General features: G+C 73.0%; 16 protein-coding genes. 8 read left to right on the forward strand and 8 right to left on the reverse strand.

Features of this window, described 5'->3' with window-relative positions:
* The first annotated feature begins 17 nt into the window (after nucleotides 1-17).
* Both flgD and ASG63_RS06265 read left to right on the forward strand, forming a co-directional pair.
* The gene (flgD, locus tag ASG63_RS06260; RefSeq protein ID WP_056213421.1) at nucleotides 18-437 is read left to right on the forward strand and encodes a flagellar hook assembly protein FlgD; all 420 of its coding nucleotides are present in this window, start codon (nucleotides 18-20) and stop codon (nucleotides 435-437) included.
* Between the two features lie 55 nt (nucleotides 438-492).
* A complete protein-coding gene (locus ASG63_RS06265) occupies nucleotides 493-759 on the forward strand; it encodes a flagellar biosynthetic protein FliQ (RefSeq protein ID WP_056181443.1) in 267 nt (88 codons plus the stop codon).
* On the opposite strand, the gene ASG63_RS06270 is transcribed toward ASG63_RS06265, so the two are convergent.
* From ASG63_RS06270 to ASG63_RS06285, 4 genes are read right to left on the reverse strand one after another with little or no spacing between them, the layout of a single operon-like run.
* Nucleotides 732-1,514: a 5-oxoprolinase subunit PxpA gene (locus ASG63_RS06270; RefSeq protein WP_082487887.1), complete on the reverse strand. Its 783-nt coding sequence runs from the start codon at nucleotides 1,512-1,514 to the stop codon at nucleotides 732-734. The genes ASG63_RS06265 and ASG63_RS06270 overlap by 28 nt on opposite strands.
* Nucleotides 1,515-1,563: 49 nt before the next feature.
* Entirely contained in the window at nucleotides 1,564-2,634 is a 1,071-nt protein-coding gene (locus tag ASG63_RS06275; RefSeq protein ID WP_082559197.1) for a biotin-dependent carboxyltransferase family protein, read from the reverse strand.
* Complete coding sequence (locus ASG63_RS06280) at nucleotides 2,634-3,395, reverse strand: 5-oxoprolinase subunit B family protein (RefSeq protein ID WP_056213199.1); 762 nt, start codon at nucleotides 3,393-3,395, stop codon at nucleotides 2,634-2,636. The genes ASG63_RS06275 and ASG63_RS06280 overlap by 1 nt, the downstream gene beginning before the upstream one ends.
* A 48-nt stretch (nucleotides 3,396-3,443) precedes the next feature.
* Nucleotides 3,444-3,695, reverse strand: a complete 252-nt coding sequence (locus ASG63_RS06285) for a hypothetical protein (protein ID WP_056213202.1) — start codon at nucleotides 3,693-3,695, stop codon at nucleotides 3,444-3,446.
* A gap of 247 nt (nucleotides 3,696-3,942) precedes the next feature.
* Between ASG63_RS06285 and flhA the strand changes: the two genes are divergently transcribed.
* From flhA to ASG63_RS06315, 6 genes are all read left to right on the forward strand, one after another.
* Nucleotides 3,943-6,024, forward strand: a complete 2,082-nt coding sequence (flhA, locus tag ASG63_RS06290) for a flagellar biosynthesis protein FlhA (RefSeq protein ID WP_056213205.1) — start codon at nucleotides 3,943-3,945, stop codon at nucleotides 6,022-6,024.
* A complete protein-coding gene (fliR, locus tag ASG63_RS06295; protein WP_056213207.1) occupies nucleotides 6,021-6,791 on the forward strand; it encodes a flagellar biosynthesis protein FliR in 771 nt (256 codons plus the stop codon). Before flhA ends, fliR begins: the two co-directional genes overlap by 4 nt.
* A 4-nt stretch (nucleotides 6,792-6,795) precedes the next feature.
* Entirely contained in the window at nucleotides 6,796-7,197 is a 402-nt protein-coding gene (locus ASG63_RS06300; protein WP_056213209.1) for a hypothetical protein, read from the forward strand.
* A gap of 87 nt (nucleotides 7,198-7,284) precedes the next feature.
* Nucleotides 7,285-7,776 (forward strand): rod-binding protein, encoded by a 492-nt coding sequence (locus tag ASG63_RS06305; RefSeq protein ID WP_056213211.1) that lies wholly within the window; start codon nucleotides 7,285-7,287, stop codon nucleotides 7,774-7,776.
* A gap of 6 nt (nucleotides 7,777-7,782) precedes the next feature.
* Nucleotides 7,783-8,112: a hypothetical protein gene (locus ASG63_RS06310; RefSeq protein ID WP_056213212.1), complete on the forward strand. Its 330-nt coding sequence runs from the start codon at nucleotides 7,783-7,785 to the stop codon at nucleotides 8,110-8,112.
* A 15-nt stretch (nucleotides 8,113-8,127) separates the two neighbouring features.
* Nucleotides 8,128-8,574 (forward strand): hypothetical protein, encoded by a 447-nt coding sequence (locus tag ASG63_RS06315; protein ID WP_056213214.1) that lies wholly within the window; start codon nucleotides 8,128-8,130, stop codon nucleotides 8,572-8,574.
* A gap of 63 nt (nucleotides 8,575-8,637) precedes the next feature.
* On the opposite strand, the gene ASG63_RS06320 is transcribed toward ASG63_RS06315, so the two are convergent.
* The 4 genes from ASG63_RS06320 to ASG63_RS06330 all read right to left on the reverse strand — a co-directional run bounded on the left by ASG63_RS06320 (nucleotide 8,638) and on the right by ASG63_RS06330 (nucleotide 13,912).
* Nucleotides 8,638-11,379, reverse strand: coding sequence for a heparinase II/III domain-containing protein (locus ASG63_RS06320; protein ID WP_056213216.1), 2,742 nt, complete (start codon nucleotides 11,377-11,379; stop codon nucleotides 8,638-8,640).
* A 162-nt stretch (nucleotides 11,380-11,541) separates the two neighbouring features.
* Nucleotides 11,542-11,811 (reverse strand): hypothetical protein, encoded by a 270-nt coding sequence (locus ASG63_RS25045; protein ID WP_156394089.1) that lies wholly within the window; start codon nucleotides 11,809-11,811, stop codon nucleotides 11,542-11,544.
* Nucleotides 11,812-12,101: 290 nt separating this feature from the next.
* Nucleotides 12,102-13,379 (reverse strand): MFS transporter, encoded by a 1,278-nt coding sequence (locus ASG63_RS06325; RefSeq protein ID WP_056213217.1) that lies wholly within the window; start codon nucleotides 13,377-13,379, stop codon nucleotides 12,102-12,104.
* 212 nt (nucleotides 13,380-13,591) lie between these two features.
* Nucleotides 13,592-13,912: a hypothetical protein gene (locus ASG63_RS06330; RefSeq protein WP_056213219.1), complete on the reverse strand. Its 321-nt coding sequence runs from the start codon at nucleotides 13,910-13,912 to the stop codon at nucleotides 13,592-13,594.
* Nucleotides 13,913-14,059: the final 147 nt, after the last annotated feature.

Raw genomic sequence — 14,059 nt, forward strand, 5'->3', positions numbered from 1 at the left:
AACCAGGAGGCCCGCCGATGAGCGTCGCCAGCGTCCCCAGCACGGCCACATCCCAGACGGCCGCCACCGCCGCCGCCACCAAGTCCGCGACCGGCATCGCCGCCTCGATGAACGCCGACACCTTCCTCACCCTGCTGATGACGCAGCTGAAGAACCAGGATCCGACGAAGCCGATGGATTCCACGGCCTATGTCAGCGAGCTGGCGACCTTCTCGCAGGTGGAGCAGGCGACCAAGACCAACACCAAGCTCGACTCGCTGCTCTCCTCGAGCTTCCTGTCGCAGGCCGACCAGATCATCGGCCGCACCATCACGTCCTCGGACGGCACGGTCACGGGCGAGGTCCAGTCCGTGAAGATCACCAGCGAGGGCGCCCTGGCCCGCCTCACCAACGGCCAGGACGTGCTCCTGGCGCAGGGCATTTCCCTGTCGCAGTGACGGCGTTCCGGCGTAGAGTGGACGCGAAACCCCACAGGACAAGGCCGCTCCCCGGATGAACGAGGTCGACGCCCTCGAACTCGTGCGCGCCGCGATCTGGACCGTGATCGTCGCGGCGGGACCCGCGATCGGCGCCGCGATGCTGATCGGCATCCTGGTGGCGCTGCTCCAGGCGCTGACCCAGATCCAGGAGGTCACGCTCACCTTCGTGCCCAAGATCGTGGTGATCCTGCTGGTGCTCCTCGTGACCAGCTCCTTCATCGGGGCGCAGATCTACACCTTCGCCGAGGCCACCTACGGGCGCATCGTCACCGGGTTCTGACCGAGGCCCCGCAGGACGATCCCGGCCGTCTCCAGCCGCGCCCGCACCGCCCGCGCCAGGCCCACCGCATGCGCGCTGTCGCCGTGCACGCAGACCGAGTCGATCCGCGTCGGCAGCAGGGAGCCCTCCGCCGTGAGGAGGCCGCCGGCCTGCACCATCGCCAGGACCCGGTCCGCCGCCGCCTCGGCCTGCGTGATGAGCGCGCCGGGCTGGCCGCGCGGGATCAGCTGGCCCGCCTCTGTGTAGCCGCGGTCGGCGAAGATCTCCGCATGGACGGCCAGGCCCGCCGCCTCGCCGGCCGCGACCTGCTCGGTCCGGGCGATGGCCAGGAGGCCGAGGGCGGGATCGACCGCGCGCACCGCCCGCGCGATCGCATCCGCCACGTCCCGCTCCGCCGCCGCGCGGTTGGCCAGCGCCCCGTGCGCCTTGACGTAGGTCAGGCGATGGCCCGCCAGGGCGGCCAGCGCCTGCGCGGCGCCGACCTGGTAGGCGACCTGCCGCTCGATCTCGGCCGGGCCGAACGGCATCGGCCGGCGCCCGAAGCCGGCGAGGTCGGGAAAGCCCGGATGCGCCCCCACGGCGACGCCCCGCGCCCGCGCCAGGGCGAAGGTCTCGGCCATGATCTCGGGGTCGCCGGCATGGAAGCCGCAGGCGACGTTGGCCGAGGTCACCAGGGCGAGCATCGCCGCATCGTCGCCGCAGCGATAGGCGCCGAAGCCTTCCCCCAGATCGGCATTCAGGTCGATGGTCGGCATCTGGCGCATCCCCGGCTCGGCGCGACCCCCGGCCGCTGGCGGCGCGATCCTAACCGACGACGCCGTCGATGAGGTTGGTCCCGAGCAGGAATTCGGACGGGAAGTCGGTGCGCAGGACGGGCTGGCGCGGGATGTCGGGGATCAGGACGTCGCGCTCCGCCCGCCGCGCCGCCACCGCCTGCGCGCGGTCGACGGCGGCGAAGCGCAACGCCGTGCCCGCCTGGGCCTGGGCCAGGCGGCCGAGATCGGCGCCGATCACCGTGGCGATCTTCGGGTAGCCGCCGGTGGGCTGGCGGTCGGCCATGAGCACCAGGGGCTGGCCCGAGCCCGGGACCTGGATCGCCCCCATGGCGATGCCGTCGGAGACGATGTCGTGGGTCCGAGCCCGGAGGGACGGGCCCTCGAGGAAGCTGGCCATGCGGTCCCCGCGCGGGCCGATCCGCCAGGCACCCGCCAGGAAGGTCTCGAGGGCGGACGCCTCGAACAGATCGTCCTGCGGTCCGAGGACGACGCGGATCACGTCCGGCGGCCGATGCAGCCAGGGCGCCGCGAGGCGGCACGGGTCGCCGACCGAGGCGCGCGCGGCCCGGACCGCGAGGGCGTCGCCCGCCCGCAGGCCGCGACCGTGCAGGCCGCCGAGCCCGGAGCGGGTGTGGGTCGCCGTCGAGCCCAGCACCGGCGCCACGGCGATCTCGCCCGCCACCGCCAGGCTGCACCAGGCCCCGGCCCGGCCCGCCCGCAGGGTGAGCCGCGCGCCCGGCCGCAGGGTGAGGGCGACGGCGCCGGGCAGGGGGCGCCCGTCGAGGTCGATGCGCAGGTCGCCGCCCGCCAGGGCGACGTCGAGGGCGGTCGCCTCCGCCGTGAGCGACAATCCGCCGAGGGAGACCTCGATGGCGGTGGCGCCCGGGGGATTGTCGAGGGCGCGGTTGGCGGTGGCGTGGGCGAGGGGATCCATCGGCCCGGCCGGCGTGATGCCGTAGCGGAGATAGCCGTGCCGGCCGGCATCCTGCAGGGTGACGCCCGCCCCGGCCGAGAGGATCCGAAGCGTGGCCTGCGCCGTCACGGGCTCCTCCTTCACGGGCTCCTCCTTCACGGGCTCTTCCGTCACGGGTCCGTCCATCACGGGTCCCTCCGCGCGAGGATCTCCCCGCGCGCCGCGCGGGCCTCGAGGGCCGCGAAGGTGGCCGCGTCGATCGGCTCGAAGCGCAAGCCGTCGCCGGGCTCGACGAGGAAGCTCTGCGGGCGGGCCTCGGAATAGAGCCGCTCCGGGGTCCGGCCGACGACGTACCAGCCCGTGGGCATCGGGACGGTCGCCACCGCCGCGAGGCCGCCGCCCACCAGGAGGGCGTTGGCGGGATGGGGCGGACGCGGCGTCCGGCGGCGGGGAATCGCGAGGGTCTCCGGCAGGCCGCCCAGATAGGCGAAGCCCGGCGCGAAGCCGTACATGTAGACCCGGTAGGTGCCGCTTGCGTGACGCGCGGCCACATCCGCGGGCGCCAGGCCGGCCCAGTCGGCGACCGCCCCGAGATCCTCCGCCAAATCCTCCGCCAAGGCCGGATCGTAGCAGCAGGGCAGCGTCCAGGTGCGGCCGGGGCGCGATCCTGCCGGGGGCCGGTCGAGGAGGCCGCCCACCCGGGCCGCGAGGGCGTCGCGGTCGAGCACCAGCGGGTCGTAGTGGATCATCAGCGAGCGATAGGTCGGCACCGTCTCCAGCATGCCGGCGACCGGGTCCTGCGCCAGGGCCGCGTCCAGGGCGAGCACCCGCGCGTTCAGGGCCGGATCGACCCGCGCGCCGAACTCGACGACGAGCGCCGCCTCGCCGGCATCGCGGAACCGGACGGCGTCCGGATCGGTCGGCGTGCTGGCCTCGGCCTGCGACACGGGGTGATCCTGAGACGGTTGCGGCGGGGGGCCCAGCGCGGGCGGCCCTCAGCGGGTGGACTTCTTCTCGCGCTGGTAGGACCGGATCGCCCGGGCGCAGTCCGGCGAGAGCTTGCGCAGGTTCTGCCGGAAGCAGGCCTCGACCTCCGGTCCGCCGGGGGGATGCATGCTGCAGTGCTCGAGGTAGTCCCCGGTGCAGGAGAGCTTGAGCAGCTCGCGGATCGGCGTGGGTTCGGCCGACGCGGTGCCCGAAACCAGGACGGCACCGAGGAGGGGGAGGACGAGGCGTAGATCAGGCATGGGGCGATCGGGACTTTCCAGGGACACGGGACGGGCGACGCCCGCTGGGTTCGAAATCCCAACGCGCGGCGCCGATGCAGACAATGATCTTAGCACGCGCGCACCCGCGCGGCGGAATCGACGTCCCCTCAACGCGCGTCGCGCCCGTTCGGTCGCGTCTCCGAGGCCGTGCCCGATGCCAGGCGACCCTCGCGCAAGCTTGCGGCGCGACAAGCCCGTGTTGATTCACGGGGGTTGAGGATCCGCCATGGCGGCAAGCGCCACGATCGCAGGAGAGCGCCGGTCCCAGAGGGACATCGGGTTCGCGGCGGGCATCGTCGCCATCCTGGCGATCCTGTTCCTGCCGGTGCCGGCGATCCTGCTCGACATCGGGCTCGCCTTCTCGATCGCCCTGTCGGTGCTGATCCTGATGGTGGCCCTCTGGATCAAGAAACCGCTGGAATTCTCGGCCTTCCCCACCGTCCTGCTGATCGCGACCCTGCTGCGCCTGGCCCTCGGCATCGCCACCACCCGGTTGATCCTGGCCAACGGCCAGCACGGCGTGTCGGCGGCCGGCCACGTCATCCAGGGCTTCTCGCAGTTCGTGATGAGCGGCGACTTCGTCATCGGAATCGTGGTCTTCCTGATCCTGATCACGGTGAACTTCCTCGTCATCACCAAGGGCGCCACCCGCATCGCCGAGGTGGGCGCGCGCTTCACCCTCGACGCGATCCCCGGCAAGCAGATGGCGATCGACGCCGACCTGAACGCGGGCCTGATCGACGACAAGGAGGCCCAGCACCGCCGGCGCGAGCTGGAGGAGGAGAGCGCCTTCTTCGGCTCCATGGACGGCGCCTCGAAGTTCGTGCGCGGCGAGGCCATCGCCTCCCTCATCACCATCGCCGTCAACGTGTTCGGCGGCATCATCATCGGCACCACCCGCCACGGCATGCCACTGGGCCAGGCGGCCGACGTGTTCACCAAGCTCTCGGTGGGCGACGGCCTCGTCTCGCAGATCCCCGCCCTGATCGTCTCGCTGGCCGCCGGCCTCCTGGTCTCGAAGGGCGGCACGCGGGGCACCGCCGAGCAGGCGGTGATGGGCCAGCTCGGGGCCTACCCGCGCGCCCTCTCGGTGGCCGCGGCCCTCATGTTCCTGTTCGCCCTGGTGCCGGGCCTGCCCTTCGTGCCCTTCATGGCGCTCTCCGGGCTGATGGCCTTCACCGCCTACGCGATCCCGAAGAAGCTCGCCGCCCAGAAGGCGATCGTCGATGCCAAGGCGGAGGCCGAGGAGGAGAAGAAGCAGGTCGCGCTGCGCGAATCCGTCAAGGAGTCGCTGAAGACCCCGGAGATCGAGCTCTGCCTCGGGCGCCAGATCGCGGCCCAGGTCCAGGGGACGCAGTCCGAGCTGTCGCACCGGGTCGCCAAGATGCGCCGCAAGTTCGCGCGCCAGTACGGCTTCGTCGTGCCCGACATCAAGCTCACCGACAGCCTCGCCGTGCCGCCGAAATGCTACCAGATCCTCATCCACGGCACCGTGGTGGCGACCCAGGAACTGCGCCCGGGCGAGCTCCTCGTGGTCACCGGCGATGGGCCCGTGCCGGACGTGCCGAGCGACGAGGTCCGCGAGCCCGCCTTCGGCATGAAGGCGCGCTGGGTCCTCGACGCCTATGCGGGCGAAGTGCGGCGCGGCGGCTTCGAGCCGATCGACGGCTCCTCCGTGCTGCTGACCCACCTCTCCGAGGTCATCCGCAACAACCTGCCCACGCTCCTGTCCTACAAGGACATGCGCAACCTGCTCGACCGGCTCGACCCCGAGTACAAGCGCCTGCTCGACGAGATCTGCCCCTCGCAGATCTCCTATTCGGGCCTGCAGGCAGTACTCAAGCTCCTGCTCTCCGAGCGGGTCTCGATCCGCAACCTGCACCTCATCCTGGAGGCCGTGGCCGAGATCACGCCCCATGCCCGCCGGGCCGAGCAGATCGCCGAGCACGTCCGCATGCGCATCGCCCAGCAGATCTGCGGCGACCTCGCCGAGAACGGCGTGCTCGCGGTGCTGCGCCTCGGCAGCGCCTGGGACCTCTCCTTCCACCAGAGCCTGAAGCGCGACGGCAAGGGCGAGGTCATCGAGTTCGACATCGACCCGCGCCTCGTGGAGCAGTTCGGCACCGAGGCGTCGGAGGCGATCCGCAAGCAGATGCGCGAGACCCGCAACTTCGCCCTCGTGACCGCGCCGGACGCCCGCCCCTACGTGCGCATGATCATCGAGCGGCTCTATCCGACGCTCGCCGTCCTCTCGCACCTGGAGATCGCGCGCGGGGTCGAGATCCGCTCCCTCGGGACGATTTCGTGACGGCGCCGCTCCTGGCGGTGCTGGGCCCCGAGAGCTTTCTCGGGGTGTTCCTGATCTTCTGCCGGGTCGGCGCCTGCCTCCTCATCGTGCCGGGCTTCTCCAGTCCCCGCGTGCCCGCGCAGGTCCGCCTCCTGATCGCGCTGGCGGTCTCGCTCGCCCTGACCCCGATGCTGCTGCCCCTGTTCCAGGGCAAGCTCGCCGCGCAGGACCCCGGCGCCACCCTGGGCTGGATCGTCACCGAGAGCCTGACCGGCCTCGTCCTCGGCTTCCTCGGCCGGATCTACTACGTGGTCCTCGAGACCGTGGTGAACGCCGCCGCCACCATGGTGGGCTTCGGCGGCATGCCGGGGTCGGTGGCCGAGGGCATGGACCCGGTGCCGGCGGTGGAGGCGATGATCATGATGGCCGCCGCCGCCCTGCTGTTCGCCGCCGACCTGCACTGGGAGCTGTTCCGCGGCCTCGTCGATTCCTACGGCCGGATCCCGCCCGGCGAGGGCATCGGCTCGCAGGTCGCCCTGGTGCGCATCGTCGACCAGGTGACCACCGCCTTCGTGCTGGGCCTGCGCATCACCGCGCCGTTCCTCGTCTACGCGGTGGCGGTGAACCTGGCCGCCGGCTTCATCAACAAGCTCGTGCCGCAGATCCCGGTCTACTTCATCGCCACGCCGTTCATCATGGCCGGTGGCCTGATGCTGCTGTACCTCATCAGCAACGAGTTCATGATGCAGTTCGTCATGGGCTACTTCGACTACCTGCGCCGGGGCTGAGACCATGACCACCCGCCTCCGGCTCCTGCGCGCTCAGCGCCTGCTCAAGGTCCAGGAGCAGATGCGGGGCCTCGCCGAGCGCGACCTCGCCGCCAACCGCGCCCGGACCGCCCGGGTCGAGGCCGACCGGGCGGCCATGCTGGCCACCCTGGCCGGCGAGACCATGCACGGCCTGTTCCTCGACGCCGCCGCGCGGCGCCTGCGCGCCCTCGCCACGGAGGCGAGCGAACTCGGCGCGACCTCGACACGACTGTCTGAAATACTGAAGGCCCGCGGCCTCGCCGAAAAGCGCGCCGAGCGCCAGGCCGACAGCCTCCTGAAGCTGCGCGACCACGAGCGCGAGCAGCACGCCCTGCTCGAGCAGCTCGACCTCATGACCGCACGCGGGGCAAGGCCGCTCGACTGATCCCCAGGCCACGATGCAAGCCTGCCGAAAGCCAGGGCGCCTATGCCTTCCGGGGACCGGCTCCCCGAACCCGCTGAAGCGCCTGCCATGAGCATCTCGCCTCCCTCCGACATCGTCCTCGATGTGGCCCGCGCCGCCGATCCCGGCCGCGTGCAGGAGGCCGCCGCGAAGCTGTCGGCCCCCGGGACCGATCCGGCGGCGTTCGGCGATGCCTACCGCATGGCCGGCGTCTCGGTGCACATGCCCCTCGACGCTCGCGGGACGTTGACCGCCCTGCAGACCGACAACGCGGTCTCGGGCGCCGGCAAGGCGGGCGATCCCTACAAGCAGTTCGAGGCCTTCGTCCTGCGCCAGTTCGTCGAGACCATGATGCCCTCGAAGGCCAGCGCCGTCTTCGGCAAGGGCAATGCCGGCGGGATCTGGAAGTCGATGCTCGCCGATCAGGTCGGAACGCAGGTCGCCCGGGCCGGCGGCGTCGGCATCGCCCGGATGCTCGAGGCGGCGCGTCCGCTGAACCCGCCCGCGGCGGCCGTCGCGCCGTCGACCAAGACCGCGTCGACCAAGACTTCGGAGAGCTGAAACCCCATGCTGCTCGCATCCCTGAAGCGCCTGGAAGCCACCGTGACGGCGGAGACCGAGGCCCTGCTGGCGCATCACCCCGTCGACCAGGAGGCGGTGAACCGTCGCAAGAGCCAGAGCCTCCTCGAACTGACCCGCCTGACCCGCGACCTCGATCCCGCCGAACTCGACACGCCGGTGCTCGACCAGCTGCTGCGTCTGCGCGGCGCCCTCGAGCGCAATCAGGACGCCGTCGGCCTGCACCTGCGGGCCGTCGAGGAGATCTCCGGCATCGTCGCGGAGTCCCTGCGCGCGGCGGAATCCGACGGCACCTATTCCGGCCACGTCCGGCGCTGAGGTCCGCTCCCCGCCATGCGCATCCTCGTCACCGGCCTGTGGATCTGCGGCCTCACCATCCTGTCCTGCTACGCCGCGGTGACCTGGGGGGCGGGGCTGTTCGCCAAGAAAACCGAGCCTTACCTCGAAGGTCTCCAGTACCAGAAACTGCCACCCATCAATGTGCCGATGGTCGTCGATGGCAAAGTACAGGGCTACATCGTCGCCGTCCTGGTCTTTACTGCCGATGCGCGGCTGATGCACACGCTCTCTGTGCCGCCGAATGCCTTCGTCGTCGATGAGACGTTCCGGCAGATCTATACGGACCCGGCGATCGATTTCAAACGCCTGTCCCGCTACAACGTCACCCAGCGCCTTGCCGAGATCCGCAAGCAGGTGAACGCCCGCCTCGGCTCCGACGTGGTCAAGGACGTGCTGGTCGAAGAATTCAACTTCGTCGCCAAGCGCGAAGTCCGTTCCTGAAGGGATGTCCGATCCCGAAGGGACCTCCCTTCCTCATGCGAAGTCCGTGCCCGAGGATGGGCCTCACGCCTCCGCCAGCAGGCGCTCGAAGGCGGGCTCGTCCAGGAGGGCGGTGAGCCGCCGGTCGGCATCGGCATCGGCCGCGAGGGCGAGACCGCCGCAGACCGTGCCGGCACCGGCGAAGGCGTAGCCGAGCACGCTCGTCGGCTGAAGGCCGCCGGCGGCCGCGGCGACGAAGCCCCGCAGGGCCCCCGGATGGGCGTTGCAGCCGTTGCGGAGAGTCAGGCCGGCACAGCGCCCGGCGACCGTCACGGGGGAGAGCGAGAGCCGGTGGCGCCCGGCCTGGGCCATGGCCCGGCGCGGACCCGCCAGGGCCAGCAGGATCTCCGGCGACAGGTGGACCGCGCCCTCGAAGCTGAGGCTGCCCGACCCGCTGAAGCGGTCGAACACCGCCAGTCCGGAGAGGTCGTCGAGAACGAGGAAAACGCGCCGGTGCGCGACGTCGGGACCGTGGACCTGCGTGGCGAGGCGGTGGGCGGTGGCGCCGATGAGGCGCTCGGCCCCGAGGTAGAGGGCCGGCCCCGCCATCGGTTCGCGTTGGTCGAGGGCCGCCACGTTGTGGCCGGCCCCCGAGAGGAGGTGGTGGCGGGCGGCGCCGCTCTCGACTTGGCTCGACCCGCCGGCCTCGACGATCCAGCGCACCCCTTCGCAGGCGTAGACGAAGGAGCCGACGTCCCGGTGGCCGGGTCCGGGACCCTGGCCCTGGCTGGCGAAGGTGCAGGCGAAATGGCCCCAGCCGCGGCCGGGGGCGTCGTGGCGCTGCGCGATCATGCCCGAGGACGGGTCGACGCGGCCCGCGGCGGGCTCCAGGGTGACGCGTGGTATACCGGGACGGTCGCGTCGCGGTCGCGCGTCTCCGGACCAGCGCGTCGCACTGAGCGCGCGACCCGCCTGCGCACCGAGGCGCCCGATCCAGCCGGCGGCATCCTCGCCGGCGGGCGCGTCCCCGAACGGGGGCAGGCGCCCGGTCGGATCGAGGAGACCGGCGACCGCCGGGAGCCCGGACGCCACGAGCCGGTCGAGGCGGCCCCTGAGCGCCGACTCGGCGGGGTCGTCGGCGTCGAGGCCGAGCCCGAGGGCGCGCAGGTGGGTCAGGAGCTCGAGGCGCGGGTGCAGGGCGGGGTCGGAGAACCGCCCCTCCGCGTCGAGGAGCGGCGCGAGGCCGGTCTCGAGGGCGGCCTCGGCCAGGGCGAGCCAGTGTGCCGCGAGCGGCAGCAGCGGCAGGGCGCGGGCGACGATGCGCAGGGCCGCCGCCGCCTGGAGTTGGTGGATCGAGCGGCCGAAGGTGTTCTGGCCCAGAATCTCGGCGAGGGCGAAGCCGTGCCGCACCGCCTCGCCCGTGAGGGTGAGGGAGGCCGGGCCGCCGGGCTTGCCGGCCCGGGCGAGGAGCCGCACCAAGGTCTCGGTGCGGGCGGCGAGGGCCGCCGGGTGCAGGGCGAGGCCGTCGGTGGGCGCCCCCCAGGGGTTGGCCCGCGACCAGGACAGGGCGAGGCCGACGGCGGTGGCCGCGCCGCCCGGTGCCTCGGCCAGCGCCGCGAGCCAGGCCAGGGACTGGTACTCCAGGCGCCAGGGCACCGAGCGGAAGGGATCCTCGGTCCAGTCCGGCGCCTCCGGCAGGGTCCAGGCGGGCTGGCCGGCGAGGCGCAGGGCCCGGTCGAGGCCGGCGGCGCGGTGGCCCTCGCCGCGCTGGATCGCCCGGGCGCGGGCGAGCACCGCCGGCACGGCGGCCACCGCCTCGGGCTGCGGACACCAGCCCGCGAAGGCGGCCCCGGGCAGGGACAAGCGCTCGGCCAGGCGGGCGAGGAAATCCGGGGCCGCGAGGAGGTCGTCGGCGCAGAGGCTCTCCAGCCGCATCCGGTCCTCCAGGGCCAGCTCCGGGGGGGCGAGGAGCTCGGCCTCCGGCCCGTCCGCCTCCCAGGTGGCGAAGCCCACCGCCACCCGCGCCGCCCCGGCGGGGGGCTGGAGCTCCAGGGTGAAGCGGCGGGCCTGCTGGTGGGCGGAGAGGTCGACGAGGGCCCCGAGCCCCGGCACCGAGAGGGTCCCGGGATAGGGGGGGGCGAGCTCCGCCCCGGACCGATCGCGGTAGACGATGCGGGCGAGCGCCGCGTGGGTGCCGGGCTGCGGCGTGTGGAGCTGGCCGCGCAGCACGAGGCCGCAGCCCGGCACCAGGGCGTGGTCGCGCCAGGCCGGCTCCGGCCCGAGGCGGTGCCGGGCGCGGGGGATCAGGGCCGGCGACGGTGCCAGATCCGTCCCCTGGGCGAGACGCGCTTCCGAGACTGCGAACGGCGCGCTGTTGCGCCAGGAGCGCAGCGTCACCGTGATCCGGGTGGCCGGGGCCGGGACCCGGAAGGCGAGCTGGAGGCGCCCGGCCCGCGCCCCGTGCGTCTCGGGCGGCAGGGCGGCCGGGCCGGCGATCCAGGTGCCATGCGGGTCGAGGAGCGTCCGGTCGAGACCGGGCACGTGGTCGAAGTCGAGGCTCGAGCCGTCCTCGGCCAGGAAGTCGATCCCCACCAGGGCGAAGTCGAGGGCGGACCCGGCGGCCTCCTCCGCCGCCCAGGCGAGGCGGAAGCCGAGGCAGCACCACGCCTCCGGCATCAGCCCCCCGAAGGGCAGCACCACCCGCGACCAGCGGTTCTTGGCCTGAACCCAATGCTCGTTCTCCCCCGGCCCGACGCGCGCGCCCCCGGCATAGCGGGCGGCCTCGGGCAGCAGGACCCGAAGGCCGGGCGCGCTCGGTTCGCTCACGAGGCGGACCGGGCGGAGGCGGGGGGAGGGGACATCGGCAAGGCGGGGTGCGGCGCGGGGGTAAGTCGGTCTGGCCGACGTGGTGGTCCAGGGCGCCCCGGTGTCGGCGCGATGCCGCCACTGAGGCGGTCGGGTCGCTCCGTGTCAAGCATCCGCCGGCCTTCAGGGGGCAGCATGCCCGACAGCCGGTGCCCGGTTCCGACCGGCGGTTTCGGTCAGGCCGGTATGGCCCGGATGCGGATTTTGGTGGTGGTCCTGCGCGAGAGCGGAAAGGCTCTGGAAAACCGGACCGTTGCCGTCGGCTTCGCGATACGCGATCGCGGACTGGAACATTCTGATCGGTCGGATCCGCGATCCAATTTCGATCGCGCCTGCCTGCTGGAACGGTGCGCCGGCGCGGAGCCGGGATGCGGGATCAGTCGCGATCCGCATCCTCGGGGGCTCGGTGCCGGATGCCCGACCGGACGTTCCGGAAATCCCGGCCGTCCCAGGAATGGGCGCAGGGCGTTAGAGAACGCCCTCGCAAGGCGCCTGGCCGGACCATGTCGCAGGTCCGGCCCGTGCCGGGAAACGGGGTGCGATGAGGAGGGCGACGTGCTGTCGACCGGAGGAGTAGAGACCGGCACGGGTACAAAATGCACGTTCGTCGGGACGGTAGGGGGCGCGGGGTCCCGCCAGCGCTCCCCTGTTCTCGCCTTGTGAACGGCTCCCTGATCTCGCGGTCACGCAGCCAGTGGTGCCCCCATCACCCGGGCGACGCGGGTGCCGAGGAGGAACAGCAGGGCGACGCCGAGGGCGACGAGGCTCGGGGGAACCGCCGCGGCGAGGCCGCTGGCGAGCGCCGAGCCGGCGACGTCGCCGAGGTTCATCGCCGCCATGTAGATCTGGAACTGCGTGGCCGAGGCCCGTCCGGTCCGGCTCGCCAGGAGGACGGTCGGCAGCAGGGCGACGTAGAGGAGGGCCGGCACGACGTTGGCGAGGCCCAGGATGACGGGCCCCGTGGCCGCCTCCAGCCCGGCCGCGATCAACCCGCCCGCGATTCCGAAGGCCGCCGCGCAGGCGACCAGGAGGGCGCGCAGGGCCGGCCCCGGGCCGAGGCGGTCGACGGAGGCGCCGATGCCCGCTGCCCCGAGGGTTCCGCCCAGGAGGGCGAGCAGGGCCTGCAGGCGCGAGAGTCCGCCCGCGTCCCAGCCATGCACCTGCACCAGGGCGACGGCGAAGGGCACCTGGAACAGCGCCAGGGCGAAGTCGATGGCGAAGCACAGCGCCAGCAGGCGCGCGGCGTCGCGGCTCCGGAAGCCGTCGGCGAGCCCGCGCGCGAAGGCGGCCGCCGCGGCGATCCGGCCCGGTCCGGCCGCACGGGCCGGCCCGCGCTGCGGCCAGGCGAGGAGCCGGTCCCCCGAGGCCTCGCGCACGAGCGCGGCTGCCAGGGCGATGGGGGTGGTCAGGCCGAGGAGGGCGCCCGCCGCCGCGGCGAACCCCCCGGCTTCCAGCACCCAGGCGAAGAGGGCGGTCCCGGCCGCGCTGCCGAGGACGAAGCCCGCCCGCGTGGCCGCGCTGGTGCGCCCCAGTTCGCCGGCCGGCACGCTGTCGGCGATCAGGCGGTCGGTGGCGGTGTCGGCCAGGGAGGCGGCCAGGCTGTGCAGCAGGAGGACGAGACTGACCGCCGTGAGGCTCGGGGCGCTGCCGAGGAGGAGCAGGCCGGCGAGGCTCGCCTGTGCGCCGGCCAGGGCGAGGACGAGCCAGCGGCGGCGCGGCCCCATGCGGTCGGGTGTCGCCCGGTCGATCACCGGCCCCCAGAGCAGGGGCTGCAGCACCCAAGGCAGGCCGACCACGGCGAGGTGGCGGCCGACCTCCGCGGTGGATGCGCCTACGGCGGCGAAGTGGTTGGCCAGCGCCGTCAGGGCGAAGCCGGCGACGAGCCCCTGGTAGAGGTAGAGCAGGGTGAAGAGGCCGACCCGCCAGCGCGCGTCCTGCAGGCTCGGCGGCCACGGCGGCATCGGGTCCGGTCCTCGCTCACGCCGGCCAGGCGCCGCCGTCCGGGCCGCGCGGACCCCGTGCTTAGCCGACGCGGCCGGCCGGCGTCACCCCATCCGATGGGATGCGCCGGCCGGCCGGGCCGGACGGGTCATCGGCGCGGCGCGGGGCCGCCCCGGACAATCCGCGCAAGGCGACGAACGGCGCCTCGGGGCTTTGTCCCGCGCGGGCGGCCTCAGTAGCGCGGGCCGCCCGAGGTGCTGCCGCGCTGCTGGGCGTAGCCGGGCAGCATCGGATTGCGGGCGTTCGGATCGCCGTGCATCAGGCGGTTGCGGGTGTGGTGCAGGCGATGGGCGCGCGAATGGTGGATCGCGTCGTGGCGATGGCCGCGATGGCGCATGTGGTCCTTGCGCGCCTTGTAGTTGCCCGCGTGGCCGATCGACGAGCTGGCACGCATCCGCTCGGCCGGGGTCAGGCCCGGAGCGGCCGAGGCCGAGCCGAGGGAAAAGCTGGCGAACATCAGGCCGGAGGCCAGAACCATGGCGAGGGTTTTCATGTGAGACTTCCAGTCATGTGCTCACGAGCGGCACAGTGCGGCTGTAAGTCTGTTCCGAACTTGATGTTCCGCGGTGTTGCTTGACATTAATGTCATGGATTATCCGGCCCGGCCTGCACGTGGACTTGAGGAATTCATAGAGAATTC

It is taken from the genome of Methylobacterium sp. Leaf94 (assembly GCF_001426045.1).
GTDB lineage: Bacteria > Pseudomonadota > Alphaproteobacteria > Rhizobiales > Beijerinckiaceae > Methylobacterium.

Coding starts and splice junctions, on each gene's coding strand:
- flgD (WP_056213421.1), top strand. CDS start 18: ATGAGCGTCGCCAGCGTCCCCAGCACGGCCACATCCCAGACGGCCGCC.
- ASG63_RS06265 (WP_056181443.1), top strand. CDS start 493: ATGAACGAGGTCGACGCCCTCGAACTCGTGCGCGCCGCGATCTGGACC.
- ASG63_RS06270 (WP_082487887.1), bottom strand. CDS start 1,514: ATGCCGACCATCGACCTGAATGCCGATCTGGGGGAAGGCTTCGGCGCC.
- ASG63_RS06275 (WP_082559197.1), bottom strand. CDS start 2,634: ATGGACGGACCCGTGACGGAAGAGCCCGTGAAGGAGGAGCCCGTGAAG.
- ASG63_RS06285 (WP_056213202.1), bottom strand. CDS start 3,695: ATGCCTGATCTACGCCTCGTCCTCCCCCTCCTCGGTGCCGTCCTGGTT.
- flhA (WP_056213205.1), top strand. CDS start 3,943: ATGGCGGCAAGCGCCACGATCGCAGGAGAGCGCCGGTCCCAGAGGGAC.
- ASG63_RS06300 (WP_056213209.1), top strand. CDS start 6,796: ATGACCACCCGCCTCCGGCTCCTGCGCGCTCAGCGCCTGCTCAAGGTC.
- ASG63_RS06305 (WP_056213211.1), top strand. CDS start 7,285: ATGAGCATCTCGCCTCCCTCCGACATCGTCCTCGATGTGGCCCGCGCC.
- ASG63_RS06310 (WP_056213212.1), top strand. CDS start 7,783: ATGCTGCTCGCATCCCTGAAGCGCCTGGAAGCCACCGTGACGGCGGAG.
- ASG63_RS06315 (WP_056213214.1), top strand. CDS start 8,128: ATGCGCATCCTCGTCACCGGCCTGTGGATCTGCGGCCTCACCATCCTG.
- ASG63_RS25045 (WP_156394089.1), bottom strand. CDS start 11,811: ATGCGGATCGCGACTGATCCCGCATCCCGGCTCCGCGCCGGCGCACCG.
- ASG63_RS06325 (WP_056213217.1), bottom strand. CDS start 13,379: ATGCCGCCGTGGCCGCCGAGCCTGCAGGACGCGCGCTGGCGGGTCGGC.
- ASG63_RS06330 (WP_056213219.1), bottom strand. CDS start 13,912: ATGAAAACCCTCGCCATGGTTCTGGCCTCCGGCCTGATGTTCGCCAGC.